At 65.7% G+C, this 16,391-nt stretch carries 12 protein-coding genes; 11 read left to right on the forward strand and 1 reads right to left on the reverse strand.

All coding sequences use genetic code 11. From position 1 onward, the window contains the following. Positions 1–140: 140 nt before the first annotated feature. From BBJ41_RS35305 to BBJ41_RS35315, 3 genes are read left to right on the forward strand one after another with little or no spacing between them, the layout of a single operon-like run. Complete coding sequence (locus tag BBJ41_RS35305; RefSeq protein ID WP_069750941.1) at positions 141–1,334, forward strand: efflux RND transporter periplasmic adaptor subunit; 1,194 nt, start codon at positions 141–143, stop codon at positions 1,332–1,334. Positions 1,335–1,348: 14 nt separating this feature from the next. Continuing rightward, positions 1,349–4,525 carry an efflux RND transporter permease subunit gene (locus BBJ41_RS35310; RefSeq protein WP_069750942.1) on the forward strand — a complete coding sequence of 1,059 codons (3,177 nt, stop codon included), beginning with the start codon at positions 1,349–1,351 and terminating at the stop codon, positions 4,523–4,525. After that, on the forward strand, positions 4,522–5,988 hold the full coding sequence (locus tag BBJ41_RS35315) for an efflux transporter outer membrane subunit (protein WP_069750943.1): 1,467 nt from the start codon (positions 4,522–4,524) through the stop codon (positions 5,986–5,988). The genes BBJ41_RS35310 and BBJ41_RS35315 overlap by 4 nt, the downstream gene beginning before the upstream one ends. A gap of 134 nt (positions 5,989–6,122) precedes the next feature. Here BBJ41_RS35315 and BBJ41_RS35320 read toward each other — a convergent pair whose 3' ends face one another. After that, the gene (locus BBJ41_RS35320) at positions 6,123–7,079 is read right to left on the reverse strand and encodes a LysR substrate-binding domain-containing protein (RefSeq protein ID WP_083282112.1); all 957 of its coding nucleotides are present in this window, start codon (positions 7,077–7,079) and stop codon (positions 6,123–6,125) included. Positions 7,080–7,274: 195 nt separating this feature from the next. Here BBJ41_RS35320 and BBJ41_RS35325 point away from each other — a divergent pair, with 195 nt between their 5' ends. From BBJ41_RS35325 to BBJ41_RS35360, 8 genes are all read left to right on the forward strand, one after another. Next, the gene (locus BBJ41_RS35325) at positions 7,275–7,949 is read left to right on the forward strand and encodes an NADPH-dependent F420 reductase (protein WP_069750944.1); all 675 of its coding nucleotides are present in this window, start codon (positions 7,275–7,277) and stop codon (positions 7,947–7,949) included. A gap of 551 nt (positions 7,950–8,500) precedes the next feature. Next, positions 8,501–10,054: an MFS transporter gene (locus BBJ41_RS35330; RefSeq protein ID WP_069750945.1), complete on the forward strand. Its 1,554-nt coding sequence runs from the start codon at positions 8,501–8,503 to the stop codon at positions 10,052–10,054. Positions 10,055–10,156: 102 nt separating this feature from the next. Continuing rightward, positions 10,157–10,396 (forward strand): acyl carrier protein, encoded by a 240-nt coding sequence (locus tag BBJ41_RS35335; protein WP_069750946.1) that lies wholly within the window; start codon positions 10,157–10,159, stop codon positions 10,394–10,396. 2 nt (positions 10,397–10,398) lie between these two features. Then, positions 10,399–11,421: a 3-oxoacyl-ACP synthase III family protein gene (locus BBJ41_RS35340; protein WP_069750947.1), complete on the forward strand. Its 1,023-nt coding sequence runs from the start codon at positions 10,399–10,401 to the stop codon at positions 11,419–11,421. 112 nt (positions 11,422–11,533) lie between these two features. Continuing rightward, positions 11,534–13,375 (forward strand): asparagine synthase (glutamine-hydrolyzing), encoded by a 1,842-nt coding sequence (gene asnB / locus BBJ41_RS35345; RefSeq protein ID WP_069750948.1) that lies wholly within the window; start codon positions 11,534–11,536, stop codon positions 13,373–13,375. Between the two features lie 9 nt (positions 13,376–13,384). Beyond that, complete coding sequence (locus BBJ41_RS35350; protein WP_069750949.1) at positions 13,385–14,440, forward strand: AfsA-related hotdog domain-containing protein; 1,056 nt, start codon at positions 13,385–13,387, stop codon at positions 14,438–14,440. 22 nt (positions 14,441–14,462) lie between these two features. Continuing rightward, on the forward strand, positions 14,463–15,590 hold the full coding sequence (locus tag BBJ41_RS35355; RefSeq protein WP_069751466.1) for an oxidoreductase: 1,128 nt from the start codon (positions 14,463–14,465) through the stop codon (positions 15,588–15,590). 2 nt (positions 15,591–15,592) lie between these two features. After that, entirely contained in the window at positions 15,593–16,363 is a 771-nt protein-coding gene (locus BBJ41_RS35360) for an SDR family NAD(P)-dependent oxidoreductase (RefSeq protein ID WP_069750950.1), read from the forward strand. Positions 16,364–16,391: the final 28 nt, after the last annotated feature.

A 16,391-nucleotide genomic window follows, 5' to 3' on the forward strand; every position in this document is an offset into this window, starting at 1 on the left:
GCACGTGCCGTCGTCCGAGCGGCGGCACGTGCACGGGGAGCCGCCCCGGCTGGCTACCATGCGTAGCGGCGAGCGCAGCCGATCCGGAAGAGAGCCGGATATTCAGATCAATCCAATTCATTCAAACATTGCTTAACGCTATGGTTCGCCATTCAGGTTTTGGAAGCGCACGCCGCCTGCGGGCCGCGGGCATGCTGGTGTCGTGGGCAGGCATGCTGGTTTTGCTGGCGGGTTGTCACGGGGAAGCGCACGATGCGGCGCCGCCTGCGCCCGAGGTCGGCGTCGAGACGATCGCGCCGCGCACGGTTCACGTCACCGACGAATTCAATGGTCGCGTCGAAGCGGTCGATGCGGTCGAACTCAGGCCGCGTGTCAGCGGCTATCTCGATCGCGTCGCCTACAAGGAAGGCGATCGCGTCGCGCAAGGCGCGGTGCTGTTCGTCATTGATCAACGTCCTTACCTGATCGCGCTCGATCGAGCGAACGCGCAGCTGCAGCGCGCACGCGCGACGGCGAACCTCGCGCAGCTGCAGTACAAACGTGCGCAGACCCTGATCGCGTCGCACGCGACCTCGCAGGAAGAACTGGACAACACGCGCGCCGCCGATGCGCAGGCGCGCGCGGATCTGAGCGCAGCGGAGGCGGCCGTCGCGGACGCGAAGCTCAATCTCGGCTTTACCGAAGTGCGCGCGCCGATCGCAGGGCGGGTCGGCCGTGCGCTCGTGACGGCGGGCAATCTCGCCCGCGCGGACCAGACGCTGCTGACGACGATCGTGTCCCAGGATCCGGTGTACGTCTATTTCGACTGCGACGAGCAGAGCTATCTGCGCTACGGTGCGCAGCGCACCGATCCGCGCGGCCGCGCGATCGGCGCGAACCCGGTCAGCGTCGGGCTCGCGAACGAGACCGGCTTCCCGCACGCGGGCACCGTCGATTTTCTCGATAACCGGCTCGATCCGGCGACGGGGACGATCCGTGCGCGCGTGCGTCTCGCGAATCCGGACCACGTGTTTACGCCGGGGCTGTATGCGCGCGTGCAGCTGACGAGCGGACGCGACGATCGCGCGCTGGTGATCGACGACAAGGCGGTGCTGACCGACCAGGACCGCAAGTACGTCTACGTGATCGGTCCGGGCGACAAAGCGCTCCGTCGCGACGTGACGATCGGCCGCCAGCTCGACGGCCGGCGCATCATCGAAAGCGGGTTGAAGTCCGGCGATCGCGTGGTCGTCGAGGGCCTGCAGCGGATCTTTTATCCGGGCGCATCGGTGAAGCCGAAGGCGCTGGCCGTGCAGACCGCCGATGATTCGGCGGCGCGCGCGATTACCCGCTGACGATCGGAGGCGTGATGGATTTCTCGAAATTCTTCATCGACCGGCCGATCTTCGCGGTCGTGCTGTCGATCATCATCTTCGCGATCGGCCTGATCGCAATCCCGATGCTGCCGACGGGCGAGTACCCGGAAGTCGTGCCGCCGAGCGTCGTGGTGCGCGCGACGTATCCGGGTGCAAACCCGAAGGAGATCGCCGAGTCGGTCGCCGAGCCGCTCGAGGAAGCGATCAACGGCGTCGAAGGCATCATGTACATGAAGTCGGTTGCGGGCTCGGACGGCAGCCTGCAGGTCGTCGTCACGTTCATGCCGAGCGTGGATGCGGACACGGCCGCGGTGCGCGTGCAGAACCGCGTGAGCCAGGCGCTGTCGCGCTTGCCCGACGAGGTGCGGCAGTACGGCGTGACGACGCAGAAGCAGTCGCCGACGCCGCTGATGTATATCGGCCTGATCTCGCCGGACGGTAGCCGCGATCCGCTGTACCTGCGCAACTACCTGACGCTGCACGTGAAAGACGAACTGTCGCGCATTCCCGGCATCGGCGATGTCAGCCTGCACGGTTCCGGCGATTACGCGATGCGGATCTGGCTCGATCCGAACCGGCTCGCGTCGCGCGGGCTGACTGCGGGCGACGTGATCGCCGCGGTGCGTGAGCAGAACGTCCAGGTGTCGGCGGGCCAGCTCGGCGCGGAGCCGTCGCCGAAGGCCACCGATTTCCTCATGTCGATCAACGTCCGCGGCCGGCTGCGCACGACCCAGGAGTTCGGCGACATCGTGCTGAAGAACGGCGCAGACGGCCAGGTGGTCAAGCTGTCCGACGTCGCGCGCATCGAACTGGGCGCCGGCGACTACACGCTGCGCGCGCACCTGGATCAATCCGACGCCGCGACGGTCGGCATCTTCCTGGCGCCGGGCGCGAATGCGCTCGCGGTCGCGAAGGCGGTGTACGCGAAACTCGACGAACTGGCGAAGCGGTTTCCGCCGGGGCTGACCTACAAGCCAATGTGGGACCCAACGGTGTTCGTGCGCGAATCGATCCGCGCGGTGCAGCACACGCTGATCGAGGCCGTCGTGCTTGTCGTGCTGGTCGTGATCCTGTTCCTGCAGACCTGGCGCGCGTCGATCATTCCGCTCGTCGCGGTACCGGTGTCGGTGGTCGGCACGTTCGCATGGCTGCTGCTGCTCGGCTATTCGATCAACACGCTGACGCTGTTCGGGCTCGTGCTCGCGATCGGGATCGTCGTCGACGACGCGATCGTCGTCGTCGAGAACGTGGAGCGCAACATCGAACAGGGGCTGAGCCCGCGCGATGCCGCCCATCAGGCGATGAAGGAAGTGTCGGGGCCGATCATCGCGATCGCGCTGGTGCTGTGCGCGGTGTTCGTGCCGATGGCGTTCCTGTCGGGCGTCACGGGCCAGTTCTACAAGCAGTTCGCGGTGACGATCGCGATCTCGACGGTGATCTCCGCGATCAACTCGCTGACGCTGTCGCCCGCGCTCGCCGCGAAGCTGCTGCGGCCGCACGATGCGCCGCCGGACGCGCTGTCGCGCGTGCTCGAACGCCTGTTCGGCCGCCTGTTCCGGGGGTTCAACCGCTTCTTCCTGCGCAGCTCGGATCGCTATCACGGCGTGGTCGGGCGCACCTTCCAGCAGCGCGGCGCGGTGTTCGTCGTCTACGTCGGCCTGCTCGCGGCGACGGCGCTGCTGTTCAAGACGGTGCCGGGCGGCTTCATCCCGATCCAGGACAAGCTGTACCTGTTCGCCGGCGCGAAGCTGCCGGAAGGCGCGTCGCTGTCGCGCACCGATGCGGTGGTGCGGCAGATGGTGAAGATCGCGCACGAGACGGAGGGCGTCGAGATGATGCCCGCGTTCGCCGGCATGAATGCGCTGCAGGTCGTGAACACGCCGAACATCACGAGCTCGTACATCCTGCTGAAGCCGTTCGACCAGCGCAAGCGCAGCGCCGCGCAGATCAATGCCGACCTGAACGCACGCTTTGCCGGCATCAAGGGCGGCTTCGCGTACGCACTGATGCCACCGCCGATCCAGGGGCTCGGCAACGGCTCCGGCTACGCGCTTTATCTGGAGGATCGCGCGGGGCTCGGCTACGGCGTGCTGCAGAACGCGGTCAACGCGTTCCAGGTCGCGGTTGCGAAGACACCCGGCATGCATTATCCGGTGAGCACCTATCAATCGAACATCCCGCAGCTCGAGGTGAAGGTCGACCGGCTGAAGGCGAAGGCGCAGGGCGTCGCGCTGACCGACCTGTTCGAGGCGCTGCAGGTCTATCTGGGATCCGTCTACGTGAACGACTTCAACGTGTTCGGCCGCGTCTACCGCGTGATGGCGCAGGCCGACGCAGCGCACCGCCAGAGCGTCGAGGACATTGCAAATCTGCGCGTGCGCAACGCGAACGGCGAGATGGTGCCGATCGGCTCGATGGTGACCGTGACGCCGACCTTCGGACCCGATCCGGTCGTGCGCTACAACGGCTATCCGGCGGCCGGCCTGATCGGCGAAGCAGACCCGGCCGTGTTGTCGTCCGCGCAGGCGATCGCGAAGCTCCAGCAGATCGCGAAGGACGTGTTGCCGCCCGGCATCACGCTCGAATGGACCGACCTCAGCTACCAGCAGGTCACGCAGAGCAACGCGGCGATCGTCGTGTTCCCGCTCGCGGTGATGCTGGTGTTCCTGGTGCTGGCGGCGCTGTACGAGAGCTGGACGCTGCCGCTTGCGGTGATCCTGATCGTGCCGGTCTGCATGGCCGCGGCGCTGTTCGGCGTGTGGCTGTCGGGCGGCGACAACAACGTGTTCGTGCAGGTCGGGCTCGTCGTGCTGATGGGCCTTGCGTGCAAGAACGCGATCCTGATCGTCGAGTTCGCGCGCGAGCTCGAGATCCACGGCAAGGGCATCGTCGAGGCCGCGCTCGAAGCGTGCCGGTTGCGGCTGCGCCCGATCGTGATGACGTCGGTCGCGTTCATTGCCGGGTCGGTGCCGCTGATGATCGGCTCGGGCGCCGGCAGCGAAGTGCGCGCGGCCACCGGCGTCACGGTGTTTGCGGGGATGCTTGGCGTGACGCTGTTCGGTCTGTTCCTGACGCCGGTGTTCTATGTCGTGATCCGCACGCTGGCGGGAGGCAGGCAATCGACCGCCTGGGTCGAGCAGCCGGTGACGCTCGAAGGGGAACTCCAATGAGCGTACTGATGCGATTCCCGATGATTGCCGCCGCAATGGCGCTGGCCGCATGCGCGGTCGGGCCGGACTACGAACGGCCCGCGACGCCGGCAGCGTCGCGCTTCGTGCGTGACGAGCGGCTGGCGTCGGCCCGGCAGGAGCCGGCCACCGCATCGGCCGATGCCGACGCGGCGTTCTGGCGCGGGTTCGGCGATCCCGTGCTGGGCCACCTGATCGATCAGGCGCTGGCGGCGAACCAGGACCTGCGATTCGCGATCGCGCGCTACGACGCCGCGAACGCGTTGCTCGCGCATGCGAAGTTCGACCGCTTTCCGACGATTACCGCGAGCGGGCAGATCGGCCACCAGTTGCTGAGCAAGGATCAGGCGTTCGGCGCGCCGCGCAGCCAGCGCGATAATCCGACGTCCAGCATCGGGATCAATGCCGCGTGGGAGCTCGACCTGTTCGGCCGCGTGCGGCGCTCGATCGAATCGCAGCGCGCGGAAACGGCGGCGAGTGCGGCGGACGTGCGCGCGGTGCGCGTCGCGATCGCCGGCGAGGTGGCAAGTACCTACGTCGATCTGCGCGGCTCGCAGGAGCGGTTGCGGATTGCGCGCGACAACGCCGACAACCAGAAGCAGACGCTCGCGCTGATCAATGCGCGCGTCGGCGCGGGGCGCGGGTCCGAACTCGACGCGGCGCGCGCGCGGGCGCAATACGAATCGACGACGTCGCGGATCGCCGTGTACGAAGCGGCGATCGGCGTCGACGAGCATCGGCTCGCCGTGCTGACCGGGCAGACGCCGGATGCGCTGATCGGCCGTTTCGACTGGCCGAAGGCGGCCGTATCGCCGGGCACGCCCGTGCCGATGCCGACGCTTGCCGCCGACATCGATCCCGGCACGCCGGGCGACTTGCTGCGCAGGCGCCCCGATATCGCGGCAGCCGAAGCGCGGTTGCACGCGGCGACCGCGCGCGTCGGTGTCGCGACGGCCGACCTGTTTCCGCGCTTCACGCTGTCGGGGTTGCTCGGCAGCGCGACGAGCAGCTACGGGTTCTTCCGCGCAGGCAGCGATACGAACCTGATCGCGCTCGGCATCGACTGGTCGTTCCTCGACATCGGCCGCGTGCGCGCGCGCATCGCGGAGAGCCGCGCCGACGCCGCGGGGCAGCTTGCGCAGTATCAGCAGACGGTGCTGCTCGCGCTGGAGGACACGGAGAATGCGCTGCTGCGCGCGGCGCGCACGCGTGACGAAACCACGCATCTGGAACGTGCGGCGACGGACAGCGCACGCGCCGCGCAGCTCGCGCAGACGCGCTTCGCGGCCGGCGCGATCGATTACTACGAGGTGCTCGACGCGCAGCGCACGCTGTTGCAGGCGCAGGATGCGGCGGCAGACGGCCGGATCCGTAGCGCGGCAGCGACCGTCGCGCTGTACAAGGCGCTGGCGGGCGGATGGCAGTCGACGCCGGCGGCAGGATGAGCGCGCTTTCGGCCGGCGTATACCGCACCGTCGCGAAAGCGTGCGGGAAGACGCGTGGCCAGGTGTCGGGCTGCGGGCCGGGGCCGCGTGCTCACGCGATGCGACATGCACTGCGCGCGGCGCACGACTCGTCGTCAGGTATGCAGGAGTTCGGTGCGGGCTTGCGCGATCGGCGCAAACGCCGCGGCGTGTTCGGGATCGATGATGGGCGTCTCGCGTTGCACCGGAGCAGGGCGGGACGCGCGATGTTCCCGATAGGTCGCGGCGAGCGTGCGCAGCGCTTCGCGGGAGCGCTGGTCCGACAGCGTCGAATGCAGGACGATTCTCGATGGCGGCAACTCGGGGAGGCCGAAGCGCTCGCTGACCTCGATCGTGTCCGGCGGTGCGAGTCGGCACGAGAAGGCCGCTACCGCCAGGCCGGCCGACACGGCGGCCATGACCGCTGCGTGTCCGCCGCCGAGAAATACCTCGGTCCAGCTGATGCCCGCGTCGTTGAGGGCGCGCATCGCGATGTCGCGCACGCCGCAGCAGGGTGCCAGCGCCGCGAGCCGGAGCGGTTCGCCGGGGCGGTGAGTGAAGCCGGGCGCGGCGAACCAGCCGAAATTCTCCGGGCCGAGGTCGCTGCCGTCGCGGCGGTCGTCTCCCTGGCGGACGATCACGGCGTCGAGATCGCCGTTGTCGAAGGCATCGAGCAAGGTGCGGGAATTCATGAGACGCACCTCGATCGTCAACGCCGGGTCGCGTTCGTACAGGCGCGCAAGCAACACCGGAATTTCCGGCCCGGCCACGTGCTCGGCGATGCCGAGCCTGAAGTGGCGGCGCTCGGCGGACAGTTCAGCGACCGCGCGGTCATGGGCGGCGAGGAATTCGCGCGCGGCGTTGAGGAACAGCGCGCCCTGGGCGGACAGCCGCACGACGCGCGGAGTGCGTTCGATCAGCTTGTGGCCGAGGCGTTGTTCCAGACGTTTCAGCTTCACGCTGATCGCGCCTTGCTGCGTGCCGAGCGCTTCCGCCGCCTTCGTGAAGCTCTGGAATTCCGCGATGGTCACGAATGCCTGAATGGCGTCGACGTCCAAGATCAATTTGCTCATGATCTATAAAGAATTGCTGTCATTGTTATCTTCGATCATAGCATTGTCTGATGACGGCTCTGTTTCGTAACATGGACAACTCGACCGTCACCCGGGCGTTGTGTCGGGGCGGCGAGCCGTCGTTTATCCGTGTCGTGTTGGGGCGTAGCAGGACCTCGATGCGCGGCCGGATGAAAATTCCAAAAAGGAGAGAGTGTGAAGATCGGAATCATTGGCGCCGGCCGTATGGCGCAGTCGGTCGCATGGCTGGCCACGCGCGCCGGTTACCAGGTCATGTTGAGCAATTCGCGCGGGCCGGAAACCATTCAGGGGCTGCGCAAGTCGCTCGGCTGCGAAGTCGGGCAGGTGGAGGAGGCCGCCGCTTACGGCGATATCGTGTTCGCGGCGCTTCCGCTGCAGGCCTTTCGCGCGGTGCCGGCAGCGCCGCTCGAAGGCAAGATCGTGCTCAACCCGCAGAACTATTTCCCGTATTTCGGTCTCCTGCCCGAGCTCGAGAACGGGGCGATGACAACCGCCGACGTGCTTGCGCATCATCTGCCGAAATCGCGCGTCGTCAAGGCGTTCAATGCCATCCTGGTGGAGGAAGTGGTGCCGGACGCGCGGCCCGCCGGTGCGCCGGACCGCCGCGCGCTGCCGATCGCTGGCGACGACCCCGACGCGCGCAGCACGACGATCACGCTGATGGATCGCCTTGGCTACGACGCGGTCGATGCCGGGCCGCTGACGGAGGGATGGCGTTTCGAGCGGCGGCGGCCGGCGTACTGCGTTCCGCTCGACAAGGCAATGCTGGCGCAGGTGCTGGCCGAGACCACACGCGACTCGGTGATGCCGGAAGCGCATTGGCAGACGCATCGCGGGATGCGTGCCTGACGTTGCCGGGCACGACGTCCACATAACCTGCTCGCCGTTTCGTCGCATCGCGTTCGCGAACGGGCGGGCAGGTTCCAGATCTTCAGCGGCGCAGCCGCGACCGGCGGATTCCCGGCTGCCGGATTCCATTCCCGAGCGCATTTGTCGCGACACGCGCTGCTCGCTCTTCCGTTTGATGCCGGCGGGCTTCCGCACCGATCCGTACGCGGGCCAGCCCGGCTCAATCGCCAACTGTGGCGCGTTCCTTCACTTCCCCTTGAATTCCGATTAACCGTGCCGTGGGTGGCTGTAATGCTTTTATAAGCCAGCGATCTTTGCCAGGAGAACTATTGCATTTTTATTACTGGGTTAACCGGTGCGGACGTGAAGAAAGTCAATTAATCGCAGTGGCGAACTGTCGAATTTACGAGGTGAAAATATGGATGGCGATTATAAGCTTATTTTTTATGGTCTATTAGGTTTTGTTATCGCAGAAATTTTTATTTGTCAGATTGAAATGTTGAAACTCACTGTTATTATCCGGTTCGTTAAAGTTATGGAGTCGATATAAAATGTCCGTCGACGTATCGTTGAAAAACAAGATTGCACTTGCGGCGATTTGCTTGTCGGCAGTCATGCTGGGACTGGAAATTACCAGCGTCCCTTCTATTCTTCCGACACTGGAGCATGTATTGCCGGCTGATTTTAAGCAGCTTCAGTGGATCATGAATGCCTATACGATCGCGATGTGCTCGTCGCTCGTGGCGATGGGCGCATTGGCGGATCGTTTCGGACGCAAGCGCGTTTTCACGATCGGCATCGTGGTCTTCGGCATCGCGTCGCTGATTTGCGGATTGGCGTCCAGCGCGCCGCTGCTGATCGCAGCCAGATTCCTGCAGGGCGTGAGCGCTGCGGCGATGCTGTCGTGCCAGGTCGCGGTGCTGTCCCATCAATTCCAGAGCGGCCCGGAGCGTGGTGTGGCATTCGCGTGGTGGGGCGTCGTGTTCGGGCTCGGGCTGGGCTTCGGGCCGATCGTCGGCGGCCTGATCGCGAGCTTCGCCAACTGGGAATGGGTATTCCTGATTCACGTGCTGATCGCCGTGCTGGCCGTGTCGCTCGCCCGCGCCGGCGTGGTCGAGTCGTCCGATCCGCATGCGCTCAAGATCGATATCGGCGGGATGGCGACCCTGTCGCTTTCCGTGTTCTGCCTGGTGTATCTGATCACTCAGGGGCAGAAGCCCGAGGTCGGCAATCCGGTCGGCATGGGTGCACTCGCGATCGCCGTAGTCAGCTTCATCCTGTTCGTCGTCGTCGAGAACCGGGTTGCGCGGCCGATGTTCGACTTCAAGGCGTTTCGCGTCCGCAATTTCTCGGGTGCGCTGCTCGGCGCGTGCGGGATGAATTTCAGTTTCTGGCCGTTCGTCATCTACTTCCCGATCTATCTGCAGGCGGTGCTCGGCTACAGCAGTGTCGCCGCGGGCCTGACGGTGCTGGCGTACACGCTGCCGACGGTCGTCGTGCCGCCGGTGGCCGAGCGGCTGCTGCTCAAGCGCGGACCGAACTTCGTGATTCCCGTCGGGCTGTTCACGATCGCGGCCGGCTTCCTGCTGATCCACCTGGTCGCGACGGCCGGGCACGCAAGCTGGATCACGCTGCTGCCGGGTTGCCTGGTGGCGGGCATCGGTCTCGGGCTGACCAACACGCCAGTGACGAATACCGCCACCGGGTCGCTGCCGCCGGAGCGGGCGGGCATGGCGTCCGGCATGGAGTTCAGCGCGCGAATGATTTCGCTGGCGATCAACATCGCGATCATGGGCTTCGTGCTGGTGAAGGGCGTGTCGGCGGGTGTGGCTGATGCGCTGCCGGCGCTCGCGCAGAGCCGTCACCTGGTCGACGCGGTTTCGGCGGGCAACTTCGTGGCGGCCGATGCCGGCGGCATTCCCGTCGCCGTGGGACGCGCCGCGCTGACGCGGGGCTTCGGCTGGGTCACGCTCTACGGAACCATCGCGCCGCTGCTGCTCGGGTTTGCCGCCGCTATCGTATTCGGCCGTAAAAAGCCGGCGCCCGTCGCAACAGAACGTTCCGGCGTGGACGACAAGCAGCCGGCGCTGACCTCGATCGACTGAAAACCGGTGCCGGGATATTCCCGGCCCAACGAACGGAGCATCGACGAGGGTAGCGACGTGTAGCCAGCAATATCCAAATATTATTCAAGAGAGGGCATTGCCATGCAGTTGAATTTCGAGAACCTGAGACCCCAAATTGCAAAAGCGCTGGATATCGATCCCGCTGACCTCGAGCCGGCCACGATTTTGAGCGGTAATGAAAAGTGGGATTCTTTCGCCGTTTTGTCGGTGGTGGCGCTGGTAACCGAGCACACGGGGAAACAACTGACCCTGCCGGATGTGGCAAAGCTGGGCGCTGTTTCCGATCTCGTCGACCTGGTCCGGAAACTGAAAGGGAGTTGAACATGGCTTCCAGGACGATTTCCGGCATTTCGGTCAAGGCGATCACCGCGGCGTTGCCGTCCGGCACGATCGGCGAGGCGGAGTTCGCGGCGATCTATGGGGAACGCGAGGTCGCGCGGATCGTGCGCGGGACAGGCATCAGCTCGATCCGCACGGCGGCCGGCATGACGACGAGCGACCTGGTCGTCGCGGCCGCGGCGCACCTGATGCACGGCTGGGGAATCGACGCGGGCGAGATCGACGGGCTGATCGTCGTGACGCAGACGCCGGACGACTGGAGCCCGGGTTGCGCATACGCGGTGCATCACCGGCTCGAGCTCCCGACCGACTGCTTCGTCGTCGACGTCAACGCCGGCTGTGCGGGTTACGTGAGCGGTCTGGTCCAGGCTGCTTCGCTCGTCGCGTCGGGGGCGTGCCGGAACGTGCTGCTGTGTACCGGCGACATCAATACGCGGCTGGTCGACGATCAGGATCATCAGGTCCGCATGTTGTTCGGCGACGCGGCGTCGGCCACGCTGATCACGGCGGGCGACGAGACGCTGCATTTTGTGTCCGGCGCGGACGGCAGCGGCCGGAGCCTGCTCGGCGTGAACCTTCAGTACGAGAAGACAGGGGAGCGCACCGGCACGATCCGCTGCCTGAAGATGGACGGCGCCGCGGTCATGAGCTTCGCGCTGCGCCGCGTGCCCGAAGTGATCGATACGCTGCTCGGGAGCCAGGGCAAGCGCCTCGAAGACGTCGATCTGTTCGCGTTGCACCAGCCGAACCGGTTCATCCTGGATTACATCCGCAACCGGCTCGGCGTCACACCCGAGCGGCTGCCCGTCGACGTCGACGGCATCGGCAACACGAATTCGACGTCCATTCCGCTGCTCCTGTCCCGTCGTCACGAGGAGGACGACGAGGCGCGCCGCAGTGTCGTGATGTGCGGATTCGGCGTGGGACTGGCGTGGGGCGCGCTGCTGGCGGACCTGTCGAAGACCCGGGTGCTGGCGCCGGTGGAAGTGGCATTGGAAGTCGCGTAGCAACAGTCGCAGGCGGTCGCGTTTCGCGAGGACGAAACGGGATGGCGAAGCAGGAACATGAAGCGGTAGAGAGCACGAATAATACTTAGATTAACTAAATTATGGGGCGAATATGTGCGGCATTGCCGGCTGGATCGATTTCAAACGAAATTTTCCCGAACCGAGTCGCCTCATCGAGGCGATGACGGATTCGCTCGTGCATCGCGGTCCTGATGCGCACGGCACGTGGCTCGACGGGCACGTCGCGCTCGGCCATCGGCGGCTCGCGATCATTGACCTCGCCTATGGCGCGCAGCCGATGCATGCCATCGATCGCGCAGGGCAGAAGGCGGTGGTGTCCTTCTGCGGCGAGATCTTCAACTTCAAGGATCTGCGCGCCGAACTGCAGCGCGCCGGTTATACGTTCGAGACCAACAGCGATACCGAGGTGCTGCTGAAGGGCTATCTGCACTGGAAGGAGGACGTCGCGCGTCACCTGAACGGCATGTTCGCCGTCGCGATCTGGGACAGCCAGCGCGAGCGCCTGATCCTGATCCGCGATCGTCTGGGGGTGAAGCCGCTCTATTACTTCCCGACCGACGGCGGGCTCGTGTTCGCGTCGGAGCCGAAGGCGCTGTTCCAGCATCCGCTCGTGAAGCCGCGCGTGACGGCGAACGGCTTCCGGGAGCTGCTGGACATGATCAAGACGCCGGAGCTGACCGTCTACGACGGCCTGTTCGAGGTCCGCCCGGGCGACCTGGTGATCCTCGACCGCAGCGGGCTCAGGAAGGAGACCTACTGGCGCCTCGAGGCCAACGAGCATCGCGACGACCAGCAGACGACGATCGCGACCGTGCGCGACATCCTGTCGGACACGATCCAGCGCCAGATCGTGTCCGACGTGCCGATCTGCACGCTGCTCTCCGGCGGTCTCGATTCGTCGGCGGTGACCGCGATCGCGGCGCGGCAGATGGCCGACGGCGCGCTGGCGTCGTACTCGGTCGACTTCCAGCACAACGTCGACGCGTTCACGGCCGACGGCGTGCGGGGTTCGCCCGACGCGCCGTTCGCGCGAGATCTCGCTGCGCACGCGAGCACGCGCCACACGGAACTGCTGCTGCGCAGCGACCAGATGCTCGATGCATCGGTCCGCGGCAGCATCCTGAACGCGGTGGATGCGCCGCCCGCGTACTGGGGCGACATGTGGCCGTCGCTGTATCTGCTGTTTCGCGAGCTGTCCGAGCATTCGACGGTGGCGCTGTCGGGCGAGGCGGCGGACGAGGTGTTCGGCGGCTATCAGTGGTTCCGGAATCCGGCCGCGCTGAAGGCGGAGACGTTCCCGTGGCTGACCGCCGGTTCGTCGCGCTATTTCGGCGGCATCCAGCTGCTCGCGCCCGACTTCGTGGCGTCTCTCGATCGCGATACCTATCGGGCAGATCGCTATCAGGACGCGCTGCGCGAAGTGCCGGTGCTCGACGGCGAATCCGAGCAGGACCGCCGGATGCGGGAAGTGTCGTATCTCGCGCTGACGCGTTTCCTGCAGACACTGCTGGATCGAAACGACCGGATGAGCATGGCGGTCGGGCTGGAAGTGCGCGTGCCGTTCTGCGACCACCGGCTGATCGAGTACGTGTTCAATGTGCCGTGGCACATGAAGACGTTCGACGGGCGGGAGAAGAGCCTGCTGCGCGAGGCCGTCCGTCCGCTGCTGCCGGACAGCGTCCTCAACCGGGTGAAGACGCCGTACCCGGCGACGCAGGACGGCGCGTACGAGCAGGGGCTGCGCGCCGAGCTGGCCGACGTGCTCGACGATCCGGCCGCGCCGATTCTCGACCTGATCGATCGCGCGAAGGTACGCGCACTGCTGGAGCGCGCACCCGCCGAAATCAGTCAGCCGTATAACCGCGGCGGTCTGGAGATGGCGCTGTGGATGAATCGCTGGATCAAGGAATACAACGTTGAAATCGCACTGTAGAGCAGAAAGATGACCAGCACGACGACAATCTCTCCGAAGCTCCTTCACAAGAATTCGACCAACGACGTCCTGTTGACGCGTCCGCGCAAGGTCTTGCCGTCGCGACTGGTGTCGCCGGCGGCGCGCGAACACCCGGACGGCGACGTGGCCGCGCTCGAACGCCTCTACGAATCCGATGGCGCCGGCGGGCGCATCCTGCGTGCGGCGCCGGAGCGCGGATTCGCGACCGGGCAGCCGTTCGCCGATGTCGCGAAGGAAGACGTCATTCGCGGCGTGCCGCACCAGGTGATCGACAGCCTGCGCACGCACGCGGACGTACCGGTCGGCGACGATGCGATCGAAGGGTTCCTGACGCACCACGGCGTGTCGGCGCGCTCGACGAGCTTCGAATTCGTCAATCTCGCGGATCACTACTTCTTCTACCGGAAGCCGCACGAGCACGTGCCCGGCATCATGCTGCTGGAAGCGGCGCGGCAGGCGATCTATTACCAGCTGTACACGTACTCGAAGCATGCGCTCGGCAAGGTGACCGTGAGCCTCAGCGAGCTCAACGCGAAATTCCTTGCGTACGCGGAGCTGATGTATTCGATCGAGATCGTGATCGACGACCTGACCGGTACGGACGACCTGCAGCCGCACGAGGTGCGCTACTCGTCGTCGTTCTATCAGCGCGGCGCGCTGATCGCACGGATCGATTCGGTGGCGCCCGTCATCGGGCTCGACAAGTTCAAGCTCGCGCGCAATGCGTGCCTGTTCGACGCCGAGCATTTCGCGCCGCTGCCGAGCGCGCCGGTCATCTCGCTGCTCACGTCGGACGGGCTGGGACAGTCGATCGTCGCGCTCAGGAAGATCGGCAAGCAGTCGTGCGTGACCAGCGCCGCCAAATTCGGCGACGCGTCCAATGCGCTCCTGACGGTCATCTATGACGGCGACATCTGCTTCAAGGCACCCGTCACGCGCGCAGGCCAGGACGAGGACGGCATCACGTGGGATTTCGGTCACGTCGAGTACGCGGAGCTGGAGCGCCTGAAGGAAATGATCAAGCGCGGCTTCGCGGTGCGTTGAACGGATGGTCGAGCACGCTGCCATGCCAATGAGTCATTTTGAGAACCTGACGATGCCGCTCGCGATCGGGTCCGGCCTGATCGTACCGAACCGGATGTACTTCTCGTCCGTCGGTTTCGACGTGTGCGATCCGACGGGGCGTCCGCTGCCCGAATTCTTCGACATCTACGCGTCGATCATGCAGGGCGGATGCGGCTTCGGATTCCTCGGCAATTCGTCGGTCGATCCGGATTCGCAGTACACGGACCGGAGCCTGAAGCTGACGTCCCCGTCGCACGCCGACGATCTGCGTCCGGTCTTCGAGGCCGCGCGGCGCCTCGGCTTTCCGCTGGGCGTCCAGCTTCAGCATTACGGCGTTCACGCGCCCGCGACCGGCGACGGTGGGCACGCGGTGGAAGGCGACGTCACGTCGGTGGGCGACGAACAGATCGGCCAGTACATCGACCACTTTTGCGAGGCGGCTCGCCAGGCGCTGTCGATCGGCGCGCCGGTGCTGCAGATCCACGCAGCCAACGGTTATCTGCTGAGCAGCTTCCTGTCGCCGCGAACGAATCGTCGCACCGACCGATGGGGCGGGTCGCCCATTGGCCGCGCGCGGATTCTGCTGGAAATCGTGCAACGCGTGCGTGCGCTGGCCGCCGATCGCGCAGCGATCTTCGTGCGCCTGCAGATCGACGACGGCTTTGGCGAGGCCGGGTTGCAGGTCGAGCAGCTGGGCGACGTGGTCGCGGCGCTCGAGGAGGCGGGCGCCGACGCGATCACCTGCGCGACCGGCGTGGCCGGAACGTTCGGGAAGTTTCTCGCGGACCGCGACTACTCGCTGGCGCTGTCACGCCATGCGGTGCGATTCCTGAAGCGGACGACGCGGCTGCCCATCGGCTTCGCGGCCAACCTCGACAGCCTTGCGACGGCCGAGGCGATTGTCGCGAGCGGCGATGCCGACTTCATCGGCTTCGGGCGCGCGATCGTTGCGGATCACCATTTCGTGTGGAAGGAATTGTCGGGGCGCGCGGCCGAAGTCGATCGCTGCCGGTGGGATTCGTATTGTCTGCGAGACAAGAAGGAGCCGCTGGCGGATCGGGTCTTCTGCTGCGTCAACCCTCGCTATCTTCGGCCTCAAATCATTCAGATGAAATACCAGGAGAACTGAACATGACATTTAACGGAAAAGTTGCACTGATTTCGGGCGGCACGCGTGGCATCGGCCTGAGCGCCGCGCAGTCGCTGGTCGACGCGGGCGCGTTCTGCTACGTGACCGGACGCAACGAGGACGACGGCCGTCGTGCGCAGGAACTGCTCGGCGAGAACGGACGCTACGTGGCAACCGACGTCACCGACGAGAACGCGGTTGCCGGCCTCTTCGACCTGATCGAATCCCGCCATGGCCGCCTCGATCTCGCGGTCAACAACGCCGGCGTGACGACCAAGCGCGCCGCGGTTCGCGAGCTGGACCTGAAGGAATGGAAGCGCGTGCTGGACATCAACCTGGTCGGCCCGCTGTTGCTGATGTCGCATGAAATCCGCCTGATGGCGCGGCACGAGCGCGCGTCGATCGTCAACGTGTCGTCCTGTGGCGGTGTGCTCGGCCAGCCGCGTCAAAGCGCGTATTCGACCAGCAAGGCGGCGCTGAACATGCTGACCCAGGTTGCCGCGATCGAGAGCGCGAATCCGACGGAAGGCCAGAACGTGGTGCGCGTGAATGCCGTGTGTCCCGGCCCGACGCTCGGCGGCATGAATACCGAGGAGCGGCTGCGCGCGAACCCGGAATCGACGCAGGAGAAGATCCAGTCGACCGCGATGAAGCGCTTCGCGAACCCGGAGGAAATCACGGCCGCGATTCTGTGGCTGCTGAGCGAACAGGCTTCGTACGTGACGGGCACGCTGTTATCCGTCGACGGCGGATTCGTGGCGGGCAAGTTTTGAGCACGATCGCTCAGGGGCGGGATGGCAG

This window comes from Burkholderia stabilis (assembly GCF_001742165.1).
Taxonomy (GTDB): Bacteria; Pseudomonadota; Gammaproteobacteria; order Burkholderiales; family Burkholderiaceae; genus Burkholderia; species Burkholderia stabilis.

Excerpts from the sequence above, each read along its gene's own strand:
- BBJ41_RS35335 (WP_069750946.1), top strand. The coding sequence starts at position 10,157 with ATGCAGTTGAATTTCGAGAACCTGAGACCCCAAATTGCAAAAGCGCTG.
- BBJ41_RS35340 (WP_069750947.1), top strand. The coding sequence starts at position 10,399 with ATGGCTTCCAGGACGATTTCCGGCATTTCGGTCAAGGCGATCACCGCG.
- BBJ41_RS35330 (WP_069750945.1), top strand. The coding sequence starts at position 8,501 with ATGTCCGTCGACGTATCGTTGAAAAACAAGATTGCACTTGCGGCGATT.
- BBJ41_RS35305 (WP_069750941.1), top strand. The coding sequence starts at position 141 with ATGGTTCGCCATTCAGGTTTTGGAAGCGCACGCCGCCTGCGGGCCGCG.
- BBJ41_RS35355 (WP_069751466.1), top strand. The coding sequence starts at position 14,463 with ATGCCAATGAGTCATTTTGAGAACCTGACGATGCCGCTCGCGATCGGG.
- BBJ41_RS35315 (WP_069750943.1), top strand. The coding sequence starts at position 4,522 with ATGAGCGTACTGATGCGATTCCCGATGATTGCCGCCGCAATGGCGCTG.
- BBJ41_RS35310 (WP_069750942.1), top strand. The coding sequence starts at position 1,349 with ATGGATTTCTCGAAATTCTTCATCGACCGGCCGATCTTCGCGGTCGTG.
- BBJ41_RS35320 (WP_083282112.1), bottom strand. The coding sequence starts at position 7,079 with ATGAGCAAATTGATCTTGGACGTCGACGCCATTCAGGCATTCGTGACC.
- asnB (WP_069750948.1), top strand. The coding sequence starts at position 11,534 with ATGTGCGGCATTGCCGGCTGGATCGATTTCAAACGAAATTTTCCCGAA.
- BBJ41_RS35350 (WP_069750949.1), top strand. The coding sequence starts at position 13,385 with ATGACCAGCACGACGACAATCTCTCCGAAGCTCCTTCACAAGAATTCG.
- BBJ41_RS35360 (WP_069750950.1), top strand. The coding sequence starts at position 15,593 with ATGACATTTAACGGAAAAGTTGCACTGATTTCGGGCGGCACGCGTGGC.